Origin of the sequence: Sphingomonas sp. CFBP9019 (assembly GCF_034045155.1) — a bacterium.
Classification (GTDB): domain Bacteria; phylum Pseudomonadota; class Alphaproteobacteria; order Sphingomonadales; family Sphingomonadaceae; genus Sphingomonas; species Sphingomonas aerolata.
Genome location: NZ_JAXCWK010000012.1, coordinates 1 through 22,270, shown reverse-complemented (window position 1 = coordinate 22,270; position 22,270 = coordinate 1). Strand labels below are relative to the sequence as shown.

The following is a 22,270-nucleotide window of genomic DNA, read 5'->3' as shown; positions in this document are numbered from 1 at the left end:
AAAATACGGGCCAGGTGTAGACAGAGCGTATGACGGAAGGAAGTAGAGAAAGCGCAAAGATGCAAACTCTACAAGTTTGCCGCCCCTGGGGGGGCGTTTGCGGCAGGGCGGTCCCTGCACCCCAGCGGCCCAATGGGCCGCACAGGGCTTCGCGCCCCGTACCCCGGCAGGGGGCTGCGCTGCCCCCCTGCACCCCTCGCGGCAGTCGTCATTTGTCATGACCACCGTGACCGCCATGCCCCATGTCCGCACCAGCCCCGTGCAGCGCAGCCGGGGCGACAGTGCGGTGGCCGCTGCCGCCTATCGGCACGGTGAGCGGTTCACCGACGAGCGCACCGGAGAGATCCATGACTTCCGGGCGCGGGGCGGCGTCGAGGATGGGTTTATCGTCACGCCGGATGGTGCCGAATGGGCCCAAGACCGCTCGGTGCTGTGGAATGCTGCTGAGCATTTCGAACGGCGCAGCAACTCACAGACGGCGCGCGAGTATATCGTCGGCTTGCCCCATGAGCTGAACAAGGAAGAGCGGCGCGAGGTTGCCGAGCAGTTCGCCCGCGAGCTCGTCCAGCGCTACCGGGTCGCGGTCGACGTGGCCTTACACACGCCAAGCCCGGACGGCGATCAGCGCAACTGGCACATGCACGTGCTGACGACGACGCGGACGGTCGACGCCGACGGGTTCGGGCAGAAAACCCGTGAGTTGGACGACCAGAAGCAAGGCCCCAAGGAGATACTGGCGCTGCGCGAACGGCTTGCCCAGATCCAGAACGATGCGCTGGAACTGGCGCAGGTCGAACGGCGGGTCGATCACCGTAGCCATGCCGAGCGGGGCATCGCACAAGAACCGCAGAAGGAACATTTCGGGCGTGAGATCACGGCCGAGCGCCGTGCCGTTGCGCAGGAGATGGCGCAGATCCGCGACGAGCTGCAGGCGATGGGGATTGGCGCGGGGACGCCGCAGAGCGACGATCCGCGCATGCAGGCCCGCGACGCGGCGAGCGCGATCGACAGCTGGGTGGAGCAGGCGCGCGTCCTGGCGCAGCAGATGCGCGAACAGGTCCGGCACCAGGTCGAGCACGCCGCTCAGGTGGCGCGTGAGGTGGTGCAGGGCATCGGCCAGAAGGTCGGGCAAGTGCTCGGCAGCGTTAAGGAGCGCTTCGAGCGGATCAATCGCGAGCGTGAGGCCGAAGGGTCTTCACAGGCGGGCAGGGAGGCTCCGTCAGACAGATTCAGGCGCATCGAGCAGGAAAGGGCGGGCCAGCCGCCAGATACGCCCCTGACGGCCGCTGAGCGGCTCGCACGGGCCGAGCGGATCGGTCACGCTGGCGGGCCGCAGCGCGCGGTTGAAGAAAGGCACGATCTGCCGGCGCGGGGTGAAAAGCCAAGCGCGGGGTCAGGCGAGGCACCGAAGCCACGCGGGCAGCGTGAGTGATCATCGGCGTGAGCGGGGCGGCACCCAGAGATAGGTCGGCAGCACCGAGTTCACTTCAGCGAATTTGACGACGCCGCACCGGGTGGGGAGGTTCTGGATCTCGCTGGGCAGGAACAGCTCGCGTTTGACGTGTTGCTCCGACGTCGAGGTACTTTGCGTGACCTTACCAGCGGCGCGCGACTGCGAGGTGGCGTAGCGCACCTCGCGGTATTCCGTCATGCCGAGGTCGTCCGATATGCGTCTGGCGAGGCTTGCGCTGCTGCAGCGGAAATAGACCTTATTCGAGAAGGTGCTGAAGATCGTATCGGCGTCGTAGACGCCGTAGGTCGATTTGAGCTGGGCATCGTCCTGAATGATGCCGACCCCGCAAATGTCATATTTGCGCAGACGCGCGCCGAGCTTGGACAGATTGGGGATGAGCCCCATCGAGTTCAGCTCGTCGATGATGATCCAGGTCCGGTGCCCGCCGGGCTTGCCGCCTGCATCACGACGCTCGGTTGAGGCGTTGATCATGATGTCGATCCAGCTGGCGATCGCAGGCTGGCAGCTTGCCGCCTCCAGATCGGTGTAAGGCAGCCAAAGCCAGCGGCGTTCATCGGTCGCATTCATGTAGCGCCGAACCGAAAAGTCGCCGTCAGGTCCGCGCTTCCAGGCCGACAGGCTTTCATTGATGTTGTTACGCACGCTGTTGAGATATTCCTCGCCGCCTTCGCCAAGCGCGATGGCGGCAGGGGTACCCTCGAGCAGCTCGAGCAGCTGGTCGGTCGACCAGACCGTGGCGATCTCGAGCAGCTTGCGGTTGTCCGCTGCGCTCCCAACCGCCTCGCATAGCGAGGTCATGAAATCCTGGGCTTTGCGCTGCCAAGTGCCGGCCGGGCCGTTCTGGGCCGGGATCATCGACTTGATCAGCGAGCCCCATTCGGTCTCATTGCGGACCTCGTTCCGTAGCGACCAACCGACCGATTGTGGATCGACGGGTGATAGGATCAGATCGTCGGGGTGGCGAAAGCCAGGGCTCAGGTCATAGCCGGCGTCGACGCAGATCACGCGGTCGCCCCGGTGCCTGAGATCGGTGAGCAGTTCGCGCAGCGCCACGGTCTTGCCGGTTCCAGGCGAGGCGGCAATGAGGGTGTGCAGGGTTTCGCTCGAATAGGGCATCGGGATGCCTGCCATCCGCACCAGGCCCGCATCGACGCCGGCCGCGGCGATCTTCATGACGGCCGCATCGCCGCGCGCAGTTGCTCGCGAGATCTGGCGGGGTTGGACCTTAGCATCCTTGCGCACGGCCCTGATGTGGCGGCCTGAAGGCCCGCGCAGGCGTAAGCCGATGCTGCTCGCGATTGCCGCGAGTTTGCCGTGCGCTGTCTCGATCTCGCGGACAACGAGTGCCCGAACGAACCGGGCTGCGTCCTCGCGCTCGACGAGCTTCGAGCCGCGCTCGTGATGGCGCTCGGTACGGGTTGCGGGTTGGGCGGCGCGAACGGCTGCCACGACCAGGCCGAACGAGACCGCTACGCCGGCCAGCGCGCTGGCAGCGAGGCGAGGGGCCAGGGCATGGGTGATGTCGTATCCGCGCCACCACAAGGCTGCCTGCGACCAGAAGAGGTGCGCATAGCCGAGCCAGCCGTCGGCCTTGGCGTAATTGAACCAGGCGAGGGTCGAGGCAAAGGGGTTCTGCTGTGTGGTCCACCACCAGGGTGGCACTGAGTTCGCCGGCGCATAGCCAAGTCGGGATACGCCGCAGACCAGTGGAAAGAGGAGGGTTGGGGTGCCGAGCAGCGCGACGAGCGCAAAGCAGGCCAGGCCGATCTTTTTGCCCCTAGTCATGTGTCGGCGTCGTCGTCGAACGTGCCCCAGTCGGCGAGACCGCCGGGCAGCCAATTGGGTCTGACTGCTGCCGGCACGCACCCGACGCTTGCAATACTTGGCCATCCCGCCACGGAGATCCGCTTGCCGCGAGCAAGCGGTGCGCTCAGTTTAACGCGGTTGAACATCTCTTTACTATATTCGGATGGTGGATTGTACGTATAGAAAGTGATCGTTGGAAGTTTCCTCGCGAAAAACCAGCGCCGATCGGTCCACTGGCTTACTTGCTGCCGTAGAAATTCTTCAATAAGCAGCTCGCACGCGTTAATGACGCCCATAGAGCGCCTGGCAGTTTGAATTGTGACATGTATGCCGTCATCTACTTCATTTACGGTATAGTGGGCATGGATGTCAGATGCGGTTCGATAATGATGTGAGGGAATGATGACTTCCCACGTCGTGCAGTTCGCAAAATCCGAAAACGGAGAAAACTTATCAGCGCGCGATAGATTAAGCATGTTGCGCTCGATGTTTTCCATTTTCAAACGCTTACCGTGGATCCGATAGGCCGCTTTCATCAGCTGCCGGACGGTGCTGAACACATGAAGATCGGGGAGGCTGACTGGATTTGTCGAACAAAACGTCTGGTTCAGCCACGCCATCGCATCCTCGAAGGTACGGTGCTGGTAGGTATCCAGGCAGAGCATACACAGTTGGTGCGCGGCTTCCCATTCCACATTGGCCTTGGCCAGGTCGGCCCGCTCTGTGTCGGTAAGATCCGGCAGGCGACCCAACAGCCTAGCTTTCACCGCCCATGCAGCTTCCCGACGAGCGTTCGCATCGTTGTGCAGCTGCTCCCAGTTTGCGTGATAGTCAGGGTTGGGCTTTGCCGGCGGGTGGGGTGGCGGTGTGGAGGCGTTCATCGTGCGCATTGAGGGTCCTATGTGCTTCGTTGAGGACAAGGGATTTGATGAGGTTGCCGAGATCGTTGCCGGACAGGCCCATGGCGCGGTCGATCAAAAGCTTTTCGGCAAGATCCAGCGGAATGGCTGGAATGAAGTGATGGCAGGCTGCGCCGTGGAATATGCCTGACGCTACAAGCTGGCGAATGACGTCGGAGGCCGTTTCGCCAGCATCCACGCGGCGTTGGATGATGTCATCATCCCTATACGGAAAGCGAACCTGCCGCGGCACGCCAAGATATTCGTCCCGTTCCTTGGTCATGGCCGATTATTTGCCGTTGGCAGAGGGCTTTCAACCGCTAACTTGTATACAAGCCGTCGATGCTGCGAGCCGATATGATCGGGAGTCTAGCAGGACACCACACTTTGATGGTGGCACTTAGCGAGCAACCAGCAATAGCAGGTTGACAAAAGTACACACAAATGCCATTTTCTACCATGCCTAGCAAAATCTTCTCTGGCTTTGATTGGGACGAAGGAAACCTGGAGAAATGCCAGAAGCATGGGGTGACCGTCGAAGAGATCGAGAGCGTGTTCGTAGGCACGCCGGCGATCGGGCCGGATGCGGCACATTCCACGTCCGAAGCCCGGTTTTTGGCGATCGGGACAGCGCGAAGCGGCCGGTACGTGTTTCTAGCTTTCACCTGGCGCGAGCGGGACGGCGCCCATCTCATTCGCCCTATCAGCGCCCGCTACATGCACGCCAAGGAGGTGCAGCACTATGAACGACGATAAGTCTCTTCCGCTGTTTTCCAGCGACGATGAGGCCGAGGCTTTTGTGGGGTCCGCTGACCTCACCGGGTATGATCTTTCGGCGCTCACGCCGACGCAGTTCGAGTTTTCGAGCAAGGATGCGCGGGTGAACATGCGTTTGCCTGCCGAGCTACTGGACGCGGTCAAAGCGACTGCTGCCCGCAAGGGCATGCCCTATCAACGCTTCATCCGGCAGGCTTTAGAGCAAGCTTTGCATGGATAGCCAATCAGCTCAGTACGAGTGTCACAACCGCTCGGTTTTGACTGGTTGGTTGATGAGACAGCTTAGGATCGCTTCCTATGTCTTCCACAGAAGACAGCGAAACTATGGACTTTATAATGTCCTTGAGGCACGCGTAGCCGAATAAGAGGGGGGAGATGGCAGCGTTGACGATCGTATATGATGCTAATGTACCGGATCATTGTCCGCCGGCTGGGGCCGAAGATCGAGATGTAACGTTGTTCCGAGTGTGCAAAACTAACCCGCCCAAATCAGAAGACTATGTTTCTCACATAAATTCTAAAGATAAGAATAAGAATGCGATTGCTGCAAGAAAGCTCAAAATAGACCCTAAAGATTGCGACCCATCGGGCATTTCTGTTTGGATAACAGAGAAATCAATGCGGCATGCTTGCAAAGTGTTTCGATTTACTCAGGGGCGATTCGTATTTAAAACTGATGTAGTGGCTGGGGAGGGTATGTTGATGCTCACCGGAGAAGAAGAACATCATACGTACTGGCCAAAGAATTTTGTTAATCTTTACGCACGTGCCTATTTTGGCTTTGGGCCGGTTGATCGGGCGAACGTAGATGTGGATTGACGGGCGCCCCTTACTTACCAAGTGGCATGGCGGCCAAGTTGAGCCTTCAATCGTCCTTTACGATTTTGATGGGCCTGCGATATTTACCTGTAATATTGGTCCAGCGACTTTTCTATTTTTTAAAGTTGAAGAGCAGGACGATGGGGAAGTGTACCTGCTTGCTCCAATAGACGATGATGAGCTTGCCAGCTTGCGAGGGGGGCGGCTGTCAATTCGCGGTGCTATGAGCCATAGGGAAGCATGGTTAGCTCTAGTAGATTTTGATTTTAATGTAGTTCACTATCAGGAGCAGTCGCACGAAGAGTATCTACACTTACTTCCAGAAAACGGGATAGCCTTGTACGAGCGCTTTGGTGAGGTGGCAGATACGCTTGAGCAAGCTGAGGCGTTTATGTCTTTTAAATTCGAGTCAAGTGTAATGTCATCGGTATCTATGCCGCTGAGTGTGCTAAAGGCTCGTGTTGATGCGGTTTCCGATGTTGTGCGAAGTGCATTATTACCCAGTCGACTTTCTTCTGGACGAAAAAGTCGGTATTTTGACCCGGAAGTCGCTCCGTTACGTTTCAATAGCTTGCTTATTGCTATAAAAGAGCCCCAGTTCGACAAGACGGGGTTGCTTTCATCCAAAGAAACACAAGCGTTCACGCCAGAAAGCCTGACGCTAGAGTCTGAACAAAAAAGTGCCCATTTCTTGTCCGAGCTTGAAAAAACAACCAAGTTAGCTCGCGATGAGCGACTTACACGCCAGCAAGCCAATGATCATTTTGAAGTGCTTGAGCAAATTACTAGTATTGTACCAACGTCAAAGAACGAACTCACACGATTACAAATTGGTTTTCGTACTTCCAAAGGTACTAAGCTAGTTTCGATTGATAAAAGAACGGGTGATCGTCTTGTCGAGGCAAGATTAAGTATACAGGCGCCAGTTAGAACTATTATTGGATCTATTATTGAACTTAACGATGATGCAAAAACATTCATTGTTAAAGATGTCGCAGGGCGTCAAACAACTGTAAATCCGCTATCGGCGCGCTACCGTGAAATGGAAGCGCGTAAACTACTAAAAATAGGCCAATCTTTAAAGCTGAAAGGAAAGCTTTGGGAGCGGTCGCGGCGTGATTATATAATTCTAACAGTAGATGTTGACCCACTATACTGATAAATTACAATAATATAGATAAATAAAATTATGTAAAGTGAAGTATTTGTTAGAGAAAATATATTTCTAGGGTCTAGTTTTAGATGACCGATTTTTAGACGGTTGAATAATGTACGGCGTAATCGAGAACTTTTTGCCCGATTTATGCAGGAGAAGCGCTAGGCCGTCAGTTTGCTCGACAACGTGCATGTGCCAATGCAACCTACCCGTGTCTGGTCGCGTGGTCGTATTGAGCAGTGGCAGCAATGGTGTCAGCACCGAAAAAGGCAGGGCGTAACCTTCGTCACGGTCGACCATGCCCAGCAGAAGGTGACCATTGATGGCGGCTACCAAATACTCTTGCCAATCGGGATGATAGCCGTACCAATAGGGGTAGTCTGCTCGACCATCGTAGCGCTTGGAAATGGCGACAGCAACGCGCTGGCTGCCGTCTGCGCTGCGGTGTTTGCCGACTGTATCCGCGATCAGCGGCGTGCCCAGCTCAATTGACATAGCCTCCAACAGCGACTTGCGTTTGGTGGCAAGCACGACCCGATCCGTGAACTGCCATCCCGAGTTGATGGTGGCGGTGGATGGCGCGGCTTCGACATCGCCGTCTTCAACGATGCCAGTGTCGTTTGGTGAGCGCGGCCAAATTTCGATAGCCTGGGCGAACAGTCGCTCGCCCCGTGCAACGATCGCATCGTCCAACCAAGCGCCGGGCGGATCGGTTCGCAGCCAGGCGTTGAGACGGAGGTCGCTATCGGCGACGATCTTTTCTACCTTCGCGGGAAAAGGGCCGTTGCTCGCCGACGCGTTTAGCTCACATGTCAGCAGCGTCAGATTACCAACTGTATGAAGTAGGCGTTCGCGGCACTGGTCAGGCGTCTCATCGCCGATCGCCAACTCATCGGTCGCGAGCGGGTAGTCTGAGCGGCTGCCGCGCTGAGGCATCAGATGCTCCACGCTCAAAGTGGGCGGCAGCGTAACGGCCTCGTTGCGGCGGGTACGAAGCTTAGCTTCGATGGCGCGTAACAACATGGCGGCCCGGTCTGGACGTGATTTGGAGTAGACGGGCTTCGTAAGCCAGGCGGAGCGGAACGCCCAGTCGGTCGGCCATGCCGTTGTGACATCATGTGCCCGCGCGAGTTCATCGCGTACCACGTCGGCGAGGTTGTCGCCTGCCGATGCTCGCTTCACTTTGGTGAGCAGCGACACAAAGAAACGATTGTAGTTTTTATTGGTAAGCTGGCACACGAATCGCCGCACCAGCCAGGACTCAAGATTGACGAGCAGCCGGTCACGATCCGTAGCTGACAACCGCTCCGTCGGCTGTGCCAGGACGTACATCAAGAATGGATAGACCGTGCTTGTGTCCATTGCTTGCAAGCGCCGCGCGAGGACAGCGGGACGGTCAGTGCCTGTTGGGGCAATCAGACCGGAAAAGACTTCGCTGTAGCGCCGCAGGTCCGCGAGCAACGTCTCAATCGAATCCGGCGTACGGTCACGCCAATCGCGAAACTCGCGGAACAAGCTTCCGATCGTAAAATCTGACTCAGTCTGCATCACTAAGTAGTGAAACAGAAAGAGGTCGATCCGGGGTCGGGTCAGCCGCCCTTGTCGCTCCTCGATGTGCCAGAAACGGTCCTCGCCGCCGACAGCAACTTCAGTTCGGCGATCATCGAAGGGTCGCCAATAGCTGTCGTAAAGCTCATCGACGTCAAGCTCGCCGTCGTAGTTGGCACGCATAAACAGATAGTTGCGGATTAGGTCGGACGGCAGCAACGGCTGGCCGCGAGCGTTGAGCGTCTCAAAGATGACCTGAGGATCGTCGCCGTCCTCGAGCTCGATCACCACCACCTGAAGCGCGGTGCGTAGCGCTTGCAGCAAAGCGAAAACGCGGTCATCTCTAGCGCTTACAGCTCCTTGATTTTCAGCGAACGCGCGAACCTGATCGAGGAAGTAGCCATAAGCTTGCTTCATCCGGGGTTGCACGTCCTTTGGACCGTATGCCCGCTCGACTTCTTCGATGCTGCCAGCACCGACTACCTGACGGAACACAGCTCGATCAGCGTTAGTGGGCCATACTTTGAACGCGCCTTCCGAGCTCGGCTTCTCGTCCTCGTTGACGGTGAGGCGGCGAAGGCGCGCGGCATAGGCGGAGTCGATCGAGACGGCGTAGTCGCGCAGTGCGGCGATGAAGAGTTGAAGCGTGGTCAATCGTTGTTGCCCATCGATGACCTCGGACCGAGCGACACCGGAACCGACAATGCGCGACACGTTGAGGACGATGGCTCCTAAGAAGTGTGAGCGGGTAGGCGTGTGATTGGGCGCATTAAAACATGCCTCCGCTTGACGTTCGATATCCTCCCAAAGCGGCTCCCACTGCAGCTGACGCGTCCACACGTATGCGCGCTGGTAGAGTGGGACGACATAACGTCGTTCCCGTTGGAACAGATCGTGGATGGTTAACTTGTCCGGCTTCATATCGCCCCTCTCTGTATGGAGACATGCCTGATCGCTAGGGATCGTGCTAGCCGGTGATCAATCTACTTGATTGGCCCAAGCTTCAGCGCTGGCTGCATCGCATAGCCGACTGATGTGACGGTGCTAGGCGTCCTATGTCGTCGCCCTGCTACGGAAGCGGTTCGTCGGCCCCTGTCTCTTTCATCCAATTGGAGAGATTTTGACGGCTCGTGCCGAGCAATCTCGCGGCCTGGCTGATGCCGCCCCGCGCTTGGTCGAGCGCGCGCTCAATATAATGGCAAGTGAGTTCCGCCTGCACCTGCTTAAGATCAAACGCCCCTCCAAGCGGCCGGTTGAGAATGCTGATGTCGGCGGGCATTGGTGTGGGCAGTAGGGCGCTGCGGACATGCTCAGCGGTAATTATAGCAGCGTCGGTCAGGAAGAGGAGGCGTAGCAGGGTGTTCTGGAGTTCGCGCACGTTGCCAGACCATCGCTGTGCGAGAAGCAGAGCACGGGCATCCTCCGACAGCAGCCTCGGCGGTGCCATTGTTTCCGTCTCCGCATTCATTCGAGCAAGCAATTTGTCGACGAGAAACGACAGGTCATCTCCACGCTCACGCAGTGGTGGCACTGTTAGCCGGATCACGCACAGTCGATAAAATAGGTCCTCCCGAAACCTCTCCGCGGTCACCTCATCATGAAGCTCGCGATTGGTGGCGGCAACGATCCGGAACTTCACCTGCTTAGCGCGTGTAGCGCCAACCGGCATTACTTCCCCTTCTTGCAACGCACGGAGCAGCTTAACCTGCACCGTTAACGGCAGCTCACCAATCTCATCGAGGAATAGCGTTCCCCCTGCCGCGGCCTCCAGATAACCGACGTGGTCGGTCGTCGCCCCGGTGAACGCACCTCGCCGATGCCCGAACAGCAGGGATTCGACGAGGTGTTCCGGTATGGCCCCGCAGTTGACTGTCACCAAGGGTGCGGTGGCAAAGGGACTTGCCTTGTGAATGGCCTGTGCCAGTAGTTCCTTGCCTACGCCGGATTCGCCCTCAATCAGGACAGGTAGGGTGCTACGCGCGGCCTTTCGGGCAAGATTAACAACGTGCCGCATCGGCTCGCTGCGGTGGAGGATGGCATCAAACGCCGCATCATGAGGGACAACGCCGCGTGCGTGGCGAGCGATGCGTTCGTCGGCAGTACGCAGTACGTCTGGCAGGATAGTCGCCGCGAGATCAAACGGAACATCAAGGCGCGACACGGTCCTTTGAGATGATTCTAAGAAGCTGATTGCCAGCTGATGATAGCGAGTCTTGCCCAAGATCAACCAAGTAGCCGCCATTACTGGCGTTCCTGGCGACAGATAGAGTGCCACATCCAGGGCTTCGCGTAGCTCGGCTATATGGTCATCTAGAACGCGTGCGACGCCGGCAAAAATTTCGGCGAACGCGCTGGGCCCTGACAATGGCACCAAGTGTGTGGTGATATGGACGTGAGGTGCCCTACCCCGCAGCCATGTGGCGTAATTGTCCACATCTCCGGGAGAGTGGTTAGCCAACAGCAGCGCTCGATCGAATTTCTGTGCGGTCAACGCTGCTCCGATCGGGCCGGCGCCATCGAACAAACCCTCGCGAAACGCCGCTAGGTCTGCCAGGCCGATCCAAGACACAAGAACTCGCATATAACTTGGAAATGCAAGAATTTTTGCGTAGTAGCAATAAAAAGTGCCGCGATTGCGAGAACGCGTGGATTATGAAGGGTTGAAACGAGTTGGCACGAGCTTTGCTCTATCTTGTCCGTGACTACTCCACACACATCGAACCAAATCGCTTCCTCGTTGAGAACGGCGTCGGTATCCCAAAGCCGGAACCGTGTCTGCGGTGGGAATAACGAGGAGCGCATTGAACACATGGTCGCAGGACACGGCAACTTTGCAGCGCTAAGCGAGCGCTGGCCTGCGCTGGCAGCCGCTGGCGCGTTCGCCGATCGGCATGCGGACTCGGAGCCGGTCGCGGCGGCAATCCAGTTGCGGCTGTTTGTCGAACATCTTGTGAAGCAATTATATCGCCGGTGGCAGCTGCCGCTGCCGGGTGCTGGATCAAACCTCTTCGATTTGATGAAGGCTGATCTGTTTGCGCGCGCTTTGCCCGAGCCGGTGATTGCCCGACTGCATGCCTTGCGCCGTTTGGGTAATGATGCAGCCCACGGCGGCGAGCCGAGCGCCGATCAGGTTCGTTTGGCCGTGCGCCAGGCGCATGATGTCGGTCGGCTGTTGCTCGTGCTGGTCGACCAGCTTTCGATAGACACGCTGCCGGGTTACGATTCCGCGCTGGCCCAGGCGGCCGAGCCGTCCGTCGCGCTTGCATCAGCACCGCCCGCCGAGCCCGAGCCGCGTCCTGCTGCTGAGGCGGTTGCACGTGCAGCTCGCGCGGTAGAGCTGAACGAGGCTGACACGCGCACCGAGTTGATCGACGGGCTGCTGCTAGAATCAGGCTGGCAGGGTAACGCAATCGGCCGAGAAGTTCCGGTGGGCGCCGAACGTGCTGATTATGTGCTGTGGGACGAGGACGCTCGACCGCTTGCCGTTGTTGAGGCCAAGCGCACTTCACGGGACCCGCTCGCCGGCGCGGAACAGGCGCGTCGCTACGCCGATGCGATGGAGACCGCGTACGGTCAGCGGCCGGTAATCTTCCTCACCAATGGCTATGAGCTATGGATCTGGAACGACGCCCCAAGTGCGGCAGGGATGGGCGAAGCGATGCGGCCGGTCTGGGGCTTCTACGCTCGCGGCAGCCTCCGGTCCCTGATCGCTCGCCGAACGGAGGCGCGGCCGATTACAGCGCAGCCGATGCCCACGTCCGTCCACGCCCGCGCGTATCAGCAGGAAGCAGTCGCGCGCGTCTCCGAACGGTTCGACGCCGGACACCGCCGCGCACTGGTGGTGCAAGCGACTGGTACGGGTAAGACCCGCGTGGCCGTTGCCATTACCGAGCGGCTGCTGGCGGCCGGTCAGGCCAAGCGCGTACTGTTCCTGTGTGACCGACGCGAGCTTCGCAAGCAGGCACGCGACGCGTTCGCCGCGTTGCTACCCGCCGAGCCGCTCCGCGTCGTCGATGCCCGCCTGCCTGCTGATCCGCCCGAGCGCGTGTTTTTGGCGACCTACCAGGGCATGTACGATCTATATCGCGCCTTTGATCCTGGCTTCTTCGACCTGATCATAGCTGATGAGTCGCACCGCAGCCTTTACAACGTCTACCGTGAGCTGATCGACTGGTTTGACGCGCGCGCTGTAGGACTGACAGCGACCCCGCTCGCAGCCCTCGCGCGCAACACCTTCGAAATGTTCGGCTGTGAGAACGGGCGGCCAACGTTCAGCTACCCGCTCGACGAGGCGATCGCAGCTCGATGGCTAGTCCCCTATGAGGTATGGGAAGCTTCGACCCGCTTCTCGCGCGAAGGGCTGCGTGAAGATATCCTTACCGCAGAGCAGGTCCGCCAGCTTGAGGAGCAGGGCGTTGATGTCCAGAGCCTCGACTATAGTTCAGACGAGCTCGACCGCGCGGTGTTCAACAAGGACACTAACCGTCAGGTGCTCCGTACGCTGGCAGAAAACGGCATTCGCGATGTCGACGGCGGCCAACTTGGCAAGACAATCGTCTTCGCCCGTTCCCAACGTCATGCCGAACTGCTCCTGCGATTGTGGCTCGAAATGTATCCGCAATTCGGCGACGCGGCGCGCGTGATCACCAGCAACGTTGAACGCGCCGACCAGCTTCTGGAGAGGTTTAAGGATCCTGCGGACGTCTTACGTGTCGCCATCTCAGTCGATATGCTCGATACCGGCGTAGACGTGCCGGAGATCGTTAACTTGGTCTTCGCACGGCCCGTGCGCTCGTTTGTCAAGTTCCACCAGATGATCGGCCGCGGCACCCGCCTGCGCCCGGACCTGTTCGGGGTGGGCCACGACAAGACACACTTTCGCATCTTCGATCACTGGGGCAATTTCGAGCGGTTCGGACAGCAGGCTGCCGCTGCTACGCCCGACGCGGTTGTGCCGCTGCTTACCCGATTGTTCCTCACGCGCGTCGAGCTGCTGCAGGCTGCACGCGGCGGGGGCAACTTTCAGGCTGAGACCATTGCCCGTGCGCTGATCGCGGCCGATATCGCCGACCTGGACGAGCGCAGCCTGCCGGTCCGCGCAAAGCTGCGTGCCAAGCGGGAGGCGCAAGACCTTGCTCTCTTCGACCGGCTCGCCCGTGAAGACGTGGCGCTGCTGCGTGAGGACGTTGCGCCTTTGATGGGATGGCGTCCCCTGTCTGACCCTGCTGCGGCGCGTTTCGACCTTCAGATCACCGCCGTGCAACGGGCGCGGATTGCAGGTGCGGGCGGCGCCTCAGACCTGGAAGCGGACGTGCGCGAGCGGCTGGTCGAGCTACCCGCCAACCTCGCCCAGGTGCAGGCGCAGGCTGCCCTGATCGGCCAGGCTGCGACGCTCACTTGGTGGGACTCGGCAGACACGGCTGCACTGGAGACACTCCGCCGGTCCGTGCGCGGCCTGATGCACCTAGCAGTACTAGTGACGACCGGCGGGGCTCCGCGCGTTTACGACGTGACCGAGGACGAAGGCGGCCTGCGCCTGTCCCGCCGTGGCTCGGGCGTCAGCGCAGTGGATATGCGCCGGTACGAAGCGGAAGTGAACGAGGAACTGCGGCACCTGTTTGATACCGACCCCGCACTTCGCCGTCTGCGCGCAGGTGAGCCAGTCGATGCCGCCGACATCGATCGTTTGGTCAAGCTGGCGTTGGTCGGTCGGCCGAGCATCGACATGGCCGTACTGCGCGAATTCTATGGCGAGGCGGACGGCCTGCGCGGCTTCCTGCGCCAGGCGGTCGGTGTCAACCCGGCCGCCCTCCGCCACCGCTTTGCGGCCTTCGCCGCCGGGCACCCTGGTCTTACGGGCACGCAACGCCGCTTCCTTCAGCTTCTTGAAGGCCAGATCGCGCGATACGGCGTGATCGGCGTGCCGGCACTCTACGAGCCCCCTTTCACGACCATCGACCAGGGCGGACTGGACGCGATCTTCCCCGACGAGACTGCTGACGCGGTGGTCGCGCTGATCCAGCCCTTCGCACCTTTTACTCAGGACCTACAATGACCCCTGCACTGCGCAGCAATATCGATCGGCTTTGGACCGATTTTTGGACGGGCGGCATCACCAACCCGCTGACCGTGATCGAACAGATCACCTATCTCATCTTCCTGCGCCTGATGGACGCGGCGGAGGCGCGCGACGAGGCGCTCGAGCGGCGCACTGGCCGTACCTTCAACCGCCGCTTCGGCCCTGAGGCACAAGCTAACCGTTGGAGCCGGCTACGCGAGCTGGGATCAAGCGAGGAGCTAATGCGCCGCCTGCGCGACGAGGCATTTCCGCATCTGCGGACTCTTGGCCGGTCGATGGCTGATGCGCAGTTCATGATTCCCAATCCGCGTTTAGCGAAAACGGCGGTGACGTCGATTGACCAGCTAGAGCTTACAGGCGATGCCAAAGGCGACATCTACGAGTATCTGCTCAGTAAGCTGACCACCGCCGGGATCAACGGTCAGTTCCGTACGCCTCGGCACATCATCCGCTTCATGACCGACCTTTTAGAGATTGGCCCAGAAGATCGCGTTGCGGATCCGGCCTGTGGCACCGGCGGTTTCCTTGTTGCGGCGCTTGAGCGCGTCCTGCGCGAGCATAGTTCGGAAAGCGGTGAGCACCCGACCGGCGACCTGTTGACCCCCGAACAATGGGCCCACCTAGGCGGTAACTTCGTCACCGGCTTCGACTTCGACGTGACGATGCTGCGCATCGCGGAGATGAACCTCAAGCTGCACGGATTGGAAGCACCGCGCATCCGCTATCAGGACGCGTTGTCCACCGGCTTCATGCGCGGCGATAATGCCACGTTGGCGTCCGACGCGTTCACCGCGGTGCTCGCCAACCCGCCCTTCAAGGGCAACCTAGACGGTGCCGACGTCTCGCCGGACCTGTCACGCACAGTGAAGACCCGCAAGACCGAATTGCTGTTCGTGGCCCTCATCCTGCGCATGCTGCGCACCGGCGGCCGATCGGCGACGATCGTGCCCGATGGCGTACTGTTCGGCTCGTCCTCCGCGCACCGCGCTTTGCGCGAGCATCTCGTGGAGCGTCACCAGCTCGACGGCGTAATTTCGCTGCCGGCAGGCGTGTTCAAGCCCTATGCCGGCGTTTCTACCGCCATCCTGCTGTTTACCAAGGGCGGGCAGACACGCGACATATTTTTCTACGATGTAGAGCGCGACGGCTTCAGTCTGGACGACAAGCGCACCCCTCTGCCTGCCGATCAGGACGACCTGCCCGCCGCGCTGGCGGGGTGGCGGGCACGAGGCAGCGCGGACCTAACGGGCCGCACCGCGGCCGGGTTCGTCGTACCGGCAGAGGAGGTGCGCTCGGCTAATTACGACCTTTCGGTCGGCCGCTGGCGCGAGCGAGTGCATGCGGAGGTGACGCATGAGGTACCCGCCGTGATCCTTAGGCGCATGAAGGCGAATGAGCGCGCGATCCTGGCAGAGCTGGAAGAGCTTGAAGGAATGCTGGCGTGAGTGCGGCGGCATGGCAGATGTTGCCGCTGGGTGAGCTTGCAGATGTCTCGGCTGGTCAGGGTGCGCCGCAGAACCATGACGATTTCAGCGACGACGGCGTGCCGTTTATCCGGGCGGGGAGCCTCGATGCCTTGCTGAACGGTGGCAGCGAAGATGACTGTGAGCGCGTTTCAGAGAGCGCCGTCCGTACATATAAGTTGCGGCTCTTTCCGGCCGATACAATCCTGTTTGCCAAGAGTGGCATGTCAGCAAAGAAGGGGCGCGTTTATAAGCTACAGAAGCCCGCTTACGTAACTAATCACCTTGCGGCGCTCGTTCCCAATGGTCAGTCAGACCCCAATTATCTCTTCCGTTGGCTGGCTGCGAACCCGCCGACGCACTTGATTCCAAACGAGTCATATCCGTCGATCCGCCTATCGGACGTTGGATGTTTGAAAGTGCCTGCGCCAGCCTGTGGTGCGGAGCAGCGCCGGATCGCGGCTATCTTGGACAAGGCGGACGCCATCCGCGCTCGGCGCCGTGCCGCGTTGGCCGATGCCGACGCGCTGGCTAGCGCGACTTTCCTCCACTTGTTTGGCGATCCCGTCACCAACCCGATGGGATGGCCAACTAAGCCGCTGGGCGAGGTCGTGCCGACCATTGACAGCGGATGGAGCCCGGTTTGCGAGACCAGGCCGGCCGAAACTGGCGAGTGGGGGGTTCTCAAGCTGAGTGCGGTAACTTCAGGCCGTTTTGTCGCAGCCAAGAACAAGGCGCTTACGCCAGACACGCCACCACGCGTTGCTATCGAGGTAGCACACGGTGATGTCCTTTTTACACGGAAGAATACGCTTGAATTAGTTGCGGCAGCGGCATTGGTGCGCGATCATCCGTCTCAGCTAATGATGTCGGACCTCATCTTTCGGTTAAGGCCAGATCCTGGCGTGATGGAAGCTTCTGTGTTGTGGGCACAGCTCAGTCACCCATCATTACGGCGCAAGGCACAAAAACTAGCCGGCGGCTCGGCCGGCTCCATGCCCAACATTTCAAAGGAGCGCTTGCGAACGCTGTCGTTGATCGTCCCGCGTTCTATCGAGCAATGCCGTTTCGCCGAGGCAGATCACCGCATACACATGATGGTAGAACAGGCTCGCATCGCCCTCGCCGACGCCGATGCGCTCTACGCCTCACTCGCGGTGCGTGCGTTCCGAGGGGAGCTTTAGGCATGGCCCGTCTCAGTGGCATCAACTTGCGCAACTTCAAGGCGGTGGGTGACGCGCCCGTCCACCTTGCGCTCGCACCTGTAACCCTACTCTACGGCCCAAATGGTGCGGGCAAGTCGAGTATCCTCCACGCGCTTCATTATACCCGCGAGGTACTGGAGCGCGGCAACCTCGATCCCGATCGCACGCTCGCCGGTGGCTCGCTCGATCTCGGCGGCTGGCGCGCGCTGGTCCACCAGCGCGACGTGGAACGAGACATGGTGCTGGGCTTCGAGCTGGAAACTTTCGAGCTTGGCGGGTTCCTTTCGATGGACGGATTCGATTTCGCTATCGATTCTGGCCGGTTGATGTTGCCGGATCATATTGAGCAAATAGCAGTCGAACTGACGATGCGCTGGAGCCACCTGCTCAGGCGTCCTTACGTTGGGCGCCTCGCTATCAATCTAATGGGACAGCGTTTCGCCGTTGTTGAGGCGACGCCCGATCTCAAGAATGTTGACCTGGTCGAGCTCGACCTCGATCATCCTGTCCTCAACGAAGGTGGGCACAGTGACAACGATCCCGAGCGCGGCATCGATGCGGTGCTGTTCGCCGGCAAGCCAGCCTGCCAGGTGGGATTGCTCGGATGGGCTGGCGCTTTACCGCCGCTCGACCGCCCGCTGCACCTAGATCTTGAGGCGCATCCGCACGACCTGTCCCACGAACGATCCGACACAGAAACCCGCGGCTATCGCGAACCCCCTTTCTCTCGCTCGGATACCGCTCAGCCCCGCGCCGATCTGCGCGAGCAGGAAGCACTGTCGGATTATCTCGACGCGCTAATCGTCGGTCCGCTTCGTCAGCTGCGCGACGCGCTGGCAGCTATGGTGGCAATCGGCCCGCTGCGCGAGCTACCGCCCCGCGGTTTTCAGCCGCAGCGATCGCCCGATCCAACGCGTTGGACGAGCGGATTGGCCGCGTGGGATCGATTAACCGAGCTCGACGAAGAGACGGTGGCAGAGGTCGATGCATGGATGTCTGGCGATACGCGGCTTGGTTCGGGCTTCGGCGTGCGCGTGGAGCGGTTCCGGCACGTTACGACCGCAAGCCCATTTGCCGAACTCATGGGCCGCGGACTTACACCGCTCGATGTTGCTGATCTGGCGCGGCTGTGGGACGAAATCCCCCAGGAGCGCCGCATTACACTCCGGGACGTCGCCCGGCGCATGGACGTCGAACCGGCAGAGATTGGCATTGGCGTGTCTCAGCTGCTGCCGGTGGTGGTCGCCGCGCTCGATTACTCAGCGCGCTTCGTGGCTGTGGAACAGCCTGAGCTACACGTACATCCGCGGCTCCAGACCGGCCTCGGCGATCTCTTTGCTTTTGGCGTCGCACCGGTAGGGGAACAACTCGCGCTTTTCGGGGACATGCCGCCTATGGCCATTTCGAACGGGCGTACCTTTTTAATCGAGACGCACAGCGAGCACCTCGCGTTGCGGCTATTACGCCGCATTCGCGAGGCCAACGAGGGCGAAGCCGATCCTGACGCTCCTACCGTCACGCCCGCCATGCTGAGCATCAACTATGCTTTGCCCGGCGAGGCGGGTCTTACGCTATTACGCTTGCGTGTGGATGAAACCGGCGAGTTTCTGGACCGCTGGCCGGAGGGCTTCTTCGCGGAACGCCGCGCGGAACTGTTCTAATGATGTGGGGAGAATTTGCTGTCGATCCAGACGCAATTGCGAGCAGCTTTGAGCGTTTTGTCGGGCTTGTTGATCGGTTTGGTGTCGACCAAGGTCGGATCATTTCTGATTTTGCCGCTGGGGGACGCTGGTCACGAGCCGTGATCGGAGCAGCTGAGGCCGCGGGTTTCGGCGAAGTAAAAATGACTTCTGTAGTTGAGCGCCTGCGTGAGCTTCGTGACGAAAAGGGCGTGATGAGGCTCGGTCGTACATACCCGAACCTGCCGGGCGGTTGGATCGCTAACGCGGCAGCCGAAGATGCCCGCGAACCATTCCAGGCCGTGATCACCGAGGCGGGCGGGACCGGATGCGCCGGTGATTGCCGAGCGGTGGACATGCGGGTTGATCGCGCCCCCTGCCGCGTGTCTGCTTACGCCAGCGTCCCCCGCACCGCTGCAGGGATTGTGAGCGTCGCCGCCCCGTTGATCCAGATAGCTCGCTCCGTCCACCTTATCGATCCGCATATTGGCTTCTCTGAACGCTGGCTTCGTCCGCTGTCAGCACTGATTGGTCGTTGTAGGCCAGGAACGCACGTGACGGTGCATCTACGCGACTCCGACCAAGCGTCGCCCACCGTCATGTTCGTCGCGGATGCGCGTAATAGGTTGGCACCAAGGTTGCCTCCTGGGGTCACGGTTCGGATGCTCCGATGGAAAGAACGTCCCGGCGGTGAGCCGTTTCACGATCGCGCAGTGCTAACAGACATGGGCGGCATGACTTTCGGCCACGGCCTGGATGAAGGTCGGGCTGGCGCATCTGTTCGCGTCCAACGCCTCGATGCGGGCGGCTGGGCAGCATGGCTCGCTACGACGAACCCAGCAACATCGCCCTACACTCTTAGCGACGACATAACACTGTAGCGCGATCTGGATCACCGAATCCTAGCCTGTCCGCTATCGAGCATGCTGAACGGGGTGGGTGTGATCCATTCGGCCCCCAGCGGGGGATATGGACCATAGAACAGGTCGCCGAGCGCGCGCAGGTAGTGCGCGTTTATCCAGCGCCTCCGCCGATGCTCCGGACCGTCATGGATCATATGGCAGCGCTGACACAGTGCAGCCAGCTGGTGGAGCGCACTATCGCTGGGATCGTGGTTGAGGTGTGCGCAGGCCAGCACCACCGGCGTCCAGGCACCGTGCTCTAGGATGTTCTCTGTCGGACGTCGCACGCGTCGACCTTGGCCGTTGCGCCAGCAATGCCGCTTGCGGTCCCACCATCGGCCATCCCGCAGATGAAATACCTTCTGCCCATGGGGGCGCCCGCAATGCTCGCAGCAGCCCCCTGCCCGCACGAACCGCACATGGCGCGAAAGTTGTTGCCAGTCGATCGGGTATAGGAAGACATGCTCGGGACGGATCGGCATCAGGCGTCCGAAACCGGGGCTGCCGACTGCGATGACCGGGTCGTCAGCGAGGCCGCCGTTTCAGCGGTGAGTGCCCGGTAGAGGGTGGCGTGGTGGCATTTGAGAAGCTTTGCAGCCTCCCGGACGGATGTGCCCTCCCCGACCAGGCGCAGCCCGAGTGTGATCTGCTCGACACTTAGCTTAGGCGGTCTCCCAAACCGAACACCCCTCGCCTTTGCCGCAACCCGGCCCGTGCTGGTACGCTGATAGATCAATGCCCGCTCGAACTCGGCAATGCCGGCAAACACAGTCAGCACCATGCGGCCCGCAGGCGAGGTCGTATCGGCCCATGGCTCACCGATTGATCGAAGTCCCGCCCCGACCTCGTTGAGCTTCTCGGCAATATCGAGCAGATCCCGGGTCGAGCGGGCAAGCCGATCGAGCCGCGTTACCACCACCACGTCATCAGCCCGGATCTGGTCGAGCAGGCGCGCCAGCTCGGGCCGGTCGCGCCTGGCGCCGGACACCTTCTCTTCGAAAATGCGGCGGCAGCCGGCTTCGGTCAGTGCGGCGCGTTGCAGCCGCAGATTCTGATCATCGGTCGAGACGCGTGCATAGCCAGTCAGCATGTCGCAAATATGTATCGAAATTCGTGATTAATGCAACTAATTTATGCGACACCAGAGCGTTAGCAAATACGGGTTATCAATAGCGTGTCGCAAAACTTAGTACATTCGCGACATCCACGCTGAGTGACCGCTGTGCTGGCTTTCAGATCGAGGGGACTGCCTTGGTGCAGCGTACGACGGTGACCTTCTTGGCGGTCAGCCGTGGCCGCGCCGGTCACCAGACCCTGATGGCGAACCCGTGCTCCTGACAGGAGGGTAGTCGTGACGTTATGCCGTGCTCCGTGTCGCACACGATTCCTGCGTGCATACAAGCGCCTCGAACATCTCTTGTCTGACCTGCACCCGTACAAATCAGCGTATAGCTATTATGTCGGCCGGCTCCTCTATAAAAGATCCACCCGCCGTTTGAATGCACCATTGCCAGATTTCAATCGGAAGATCTGCGGGATATTTACCCTTGGGATGTCCCCAACCAACCGTATGGAGTACCTCATGTCCAACCGTACTGGCCCAAAAGTTATTCGAAAAACCTGCGTCGCGGATCGCGCGCTCATTCAAATTGATGGCAAGAGCCAAATCTGAATTGTACGAGTTTACGTTTGCGAAGCCGCAGGACCACGCGGTGGCACGGCCCGGTTTAACTGTCGGTTCCTCGGAATAATGATTAACATCCAGCGTAATGCCAGAGCGAGAAAACGCAAAATGAACAGCAGCCGTAACAAGACCGGCTTCTTCAACGTAGATTTCGTCTCGTGTTCTGGGGGGCGGCGTTAGGTAAGGTAGCACGTGTGGAAAAGGCCGAGACCTTGGTCGTCGCCATTCTTCCTGGAGATTTACGCTCCTCGCCCGTTTGAGGAAGCGGGCAGTCTGATCTCGAACCGCTCGGTCCAGCATCCTTTGAACATGATCCCGGACACGATCGCGTATGCTGCCAAAGTTATTGTCTACTCGAACCCGTACCTTATAGGCCCGAGCACCGGACAGAGCACTCAGCTGAAATGTTGTATAAGCTCGGGCAATTCTTGGTAGGCCGACTGCATCATGCGGTTGCGGGAGCTGAGCAAGTAAAGCCGCTGCCCAATCGTTGAGCCCCTGATCCGCCTCGGTCTCGTGCGCCCCCGAGACTGCTTCAACAAACCGCCGCAGCGTCAGGACGTCGTCAGCTTCAGATGGAGATAGCTGCTGTATATCCCTGTCACGGAGATCCCTGGTGTCACTCTTGGTTGCGTTGAGTATCGGCCCGCTGAGTGTTGAGCTTCTATCCACGATTCACCTCCTGTCATACAAATCCTAGCAGTAGGCATCCGGGTCGCGCCTTAACGGCTCGCCACTTGGTGATTTCTCGGGGGGTCAACCGTGAATATCGGCGGCGC

The 22,270-nt window shown here is 59.9% G+C and carries 16 protein-coding genes; 10 read left to right on the top strand and 6 right to left on the bottom strand.

Features of this window, described 5'->3' with window-relative positions; translation table 11 throughout:
- Positions 1–217: 217 nt before the first annotated feature.
- Positions 218–1,432, top strand: coding sequence for a MobQ family relaxase (gene mobQ, locus SOM18_RS19195; RefSeq protein ID WP_320482242.1), 1,215 nt, complete (start codon positions 218–220; stop codon positions 1,430–1,432).
- On the opposite strand, the gene SOM18_RS19190 is transcribed toward mobQ, so the two are convergent.
- The 3 genes from SOM18_RS19190 to SOM18_RS19180 are packed head-to-tail and all read right to left on the bottom strand — an operon-like array spanning position 1,433 to position 4,462.
- Positions 1,433–3,259 carry a type IV secretion system DNA-binding domain-containing protein gene (locus SOM18_RS19190; protein ID WP_320482241.1) on the bottom strand — a complete coding sequence of 609 codons (1,827 nt, stop codon included), beginning with the start codon at positions 3,257–3,259 and terminating at the stop codon, positions 1,433–1,435.
- Positions 3,256–4,170, bottom strand: a complete 915-nt coding sequence (locus SOM18_RS19185; protein WP_320482240.1) for a hypothetical protein — start codon at positions 4,168–4,170, stop codon at positions 3,256–3,258. Before SOM18_RS19185 ends, SOM18_RS19190 begins: the two co-directional genes overlap by 4 nt.
- Positions 4,112–4,462 (bottom strand): hypothetical protein, encoded by a 351-nt coding sequence (locus SOM18_RS19180; RefSeq protein WP_320482239.1) that lies wholly within the window; start codon positions 4,460–4,462, stop codon positions 4,112–4,114. The genes SOM18_RS19185 and SOM18_RS19180 overlap by 59 nt, the downstream gene beginning before the upstream one ends.
- 161 nt (positions 4,463–4,623) lie before the next feature.
- Between SOM18_RS19180 and SOM18_RS19175 the strand changes: the two genes are divergently transcribed.
- The 4 genes from SOM18_RS19175 (at position 4,624) to SOM18_RS19160 (ending at position 6,934) form a co-directional block, all read left to right on the top strand.
- Entirely contained in the window at positions 4,624–4,935 is a 312-nt protein-coding gene (locus SOM18_RS19175; RefSeq protein WP_320482238.1) for a BrnT family toxin, read from the top strand.
- Complete coding sequence (locus SOM18_RS19170; protein ID WP_320482237.1) at positions 4,922–5,176, top strand: BrnA antitoxin family protein; 255 nt, start codon at positions 4,922–4,924, stop codon at positions 5,174–5,176. The genes SOM18_RS19175 and SOM18_RS19170 overlap by 14 nt, the downstream gene beginning before the upstream one ends.
- A gap of 155 nt (positions 5,177–5,331) precedes the next feature.
- The gene (locus tag SOM18_RS19165; protein WP_320482236.1) at positions 5,332–5,775 is read left to right on the top strand and encodes a hypothetical protein; all 444 of its coding nucleotides are present in this window, start codon (positions 5,332–5,334) and stop codon (positions 5,773–5,775) included.
- On the top strand, positions 5,765–6,934 hold the full coding sequence (locus SOM18_RS19160; RefSeq protein WP_320482235.1) for a hypothetical protein: 1,170 nt from the start codon (positions 5,765–5,767) through the stop codon (positions 6,932–6,934). The genes SOM18_RS19165 and SOM18_RS19160 overlap by 11 nt, the downstream gene beginning before the upstream one ends.
- 66 nt (positions 6,935–7,000) lie before the next feature.
- On the opposite strand, the gene SOM18_RS19155 is transcribed toward SOM18_RS19160, so the two are convergent.
- Together SOM18_RS19155 and SOM18_RS19150 are read right to left on the bottom strand one after the other, a co-directional pair.
- Positions 7,001–9,400 (bottom strand): DUF262 domain-containing protein, encoded by a 2,400-nt coding sequence (locus tag SOM18_RS19155; protein WP_320482234.1) that lies wholly within the window; start codon positions 9,398–9,400, stop codon positions 7,001–7,003.
- A gap of 148 nt (positions 9,401–9,548) precedes the next feature.
- A complete protein-coding gene (locus SOM18_RS19150) occupies positions 9,549–11,048 on the bottom strand; it encodes a sigma-54 interaction domain-containing protein (RefSeq protein ID WP_320482233.1) in 1,500 nt (499 codons plus the stop codon).
- Between the two features lie 240 nt (positions 11,049–11,288).
- Here SOM18_RS19150 and SOM18_RS19145 point away from each other — a divergent pair, with 240 nt between their 5' ends.
- The 5 genes from SOM18_RS19145 to SOM18_RS19125 are packed head-to-tail and all read left to right on the top strand — an operon-like array spanning position 11,289 to position 19,786.
- On the top strand, positions 11,289–14,534 hold the full coding sequence (locus SOM18_RS19145; protein ID WP_320482232.1) for a DEAD/DEAH box helicase family protein: 3,246 nt from the start codon (positions 11,289–11,291) through the stop codon (positions 14,532–14,534).
- Positions 14,531–16,003: a class I SAM-dependent DNA methyltransferase gene (locus tag SOM18_RS19140; protein ID WP_320482231.1), complete on the top strand. Its 1,473-nt coding sequence runs from the start codon at positions 14,531–14,533 to the stop codon at positions 16,001–16,003. The genes SOM18_RS19145 and SOM18_RS19140 overlap by 4 nt, the downstream gene beginning before the upstream one ends.
- Entirely contained in the window at positions 16,000–17,205 is a 1,206-nt protein-coding gene (locus SOM18_RS19135) for a restriction endonuclease subunit S (protein ID WP_320482230.1), read from the top strand. The genes SOM18_RS19140 and SOM18_RS19135 overlap by 4 nt, the downstream gene beginning before the upstream one ends.
- Positions 17,206–17,207: 2 nt before the next feature.
- Complete coding sequence (locus SOM18_RS19130) at positions 17,208–18,887, top strand: AAA family ATPase (protein ID WP_320482229.1); 1,680 nt, start codon at positions 17,208–17,210, stop codon at positions 18,885–18,887.
- On the top strand, positions 18,887–19,786 hold the full coding sequence (locus tag SOM18_RS19125; protein ID WP_320482228.1) for a hypothetical protein: 900 nt from the start codon (positions 18,887–18,889) through the stop codon (positions 19,784–19,786). Before SOM18_RS19130 ends, SOM18_RS19125 begins: the two co-directional genes overlap by 1 nt.
- A 502-nt stretch (positions 19,787–20,288) precedes the next feature.
- Here SOM18_RS19125 and SOM18_RS19120 read toward each other — a convergent pair.
- Entirely contained in the window at positions 20,289–20,897 is a 609-nt protein-coding gene (locus SOM18_RS19120) for a recombinase family protein (RefSeq protein WP_320482227.1), read from the bottom strand.
- Positions 20,898–22,270: the final 1,373 nt, after the last annotated feature.

What these genes read in the sequence shown, in the direction of transcription:
- SOM18_RS19170 (WP_320482237.1), top strand. Translation starts at nt 4,922, where the DNA reads ATGAACGACGATAAGTCTCTTCCGCTGTTTTCCAGCGACGATGAGGCC.
- SOM18_RS19140 (WP_320482231.1), top strand. Translation starts at nt 14,531, where the DNA reads ATGACCCCTGCACTGCGCAGCAATATCGATCGGCTTTGGACCGATTTT.
- SOM18_RS19190 (WP_320482241.1), bottom strand. Translation starts at nt 3,259, where the DNA reads ATGACTAGGGGCAAAAAGATCGGCCTGGCCTGCTTTGCGCTCGTCGCG.
- SOM18_RS19125 (WP_320482228.1), top strand. Translation starts at nt 18,887, where the DNA reads ATGATGTGGGGAGAATTTGCTGTCGATCCAGACGCAATTGCGAGCAGC.
- SOM18_RS19145 (WP_320482232.1), top strand. Translation starts at nt 11,289, where the DNA reads ATGGTCGCAGGACACGGCAACTTTGCAGCGCTAAGCGAGCGCTGGCCT.
- SOM18_RS19175 (WP_320482238.1), top strand. Translation starts at nt 4,624, where the DNA reads ATGCCATTTTCTACCATGCCTAGCAAAATCTTCTCTGGCTTTGATTGG.
- SOM18_RS19160 (WP_320482235.1), top strand. Translation starts at nt 5,765, where the DNA reads ATGTGGATTGACGGGCGCCCCTTACTTACCAAGTGGCATGGCGGCCAA.
- mobQ (WP_320482242.1), top strand. Translation starts at nt 218, where the DNA reads ATGACCACCGTGACCGCCATGCCCCATGTCCGCACCAGCCCCGTGCAG.
- SOM18_RS19180 (WP_320482239.1), bottom strand. Translation starts at nt 4,462, where the DNA reads ATGACCAAGGAACGGGACGAATATCTTGGCGTGCCGCGGCAGGTTCGC.
- SOM18_RS19165 (WP_320482236.1), top strand. Translation starts at nt 5,332, where the DNA reads ATGGCAGCGTTGACGATCGTATATGATGCTAATGTACCGGATCATTGT.
- SOM18_RS19120 (WP_320482227.1), bottom strand. Translation starts at nt 20,897, where the DNA reads ATGCTGACTGGCTATGCACGCGTCTCGACCGATGATCAGAATCTGCGG.
- SOM18_RS19185 (WP_320482240.1), bottom strand. Translation starts at nt 4,170, where the DNA reads ATGCGCACGATGAACGCCTCCACACCGCCACCCCACCCGCCGGCAAAG.
- SOM18_RS19130 (WP_320482229.1), top strand. Translation starts at nt 17,208, where the DNA reads ATGGCCCGTCTCAGTGGCATCAACTTGCGCAACTTCAAGGCGGTGGGT.
- SOM18_RS19155 (WP_320482234.1), bottom strand. Translation starts at nt 9,400, where the DNA reads ATGAAGCCGGACAAGTTAACCATCCACGATCTGTTCCAACGGGAACGA.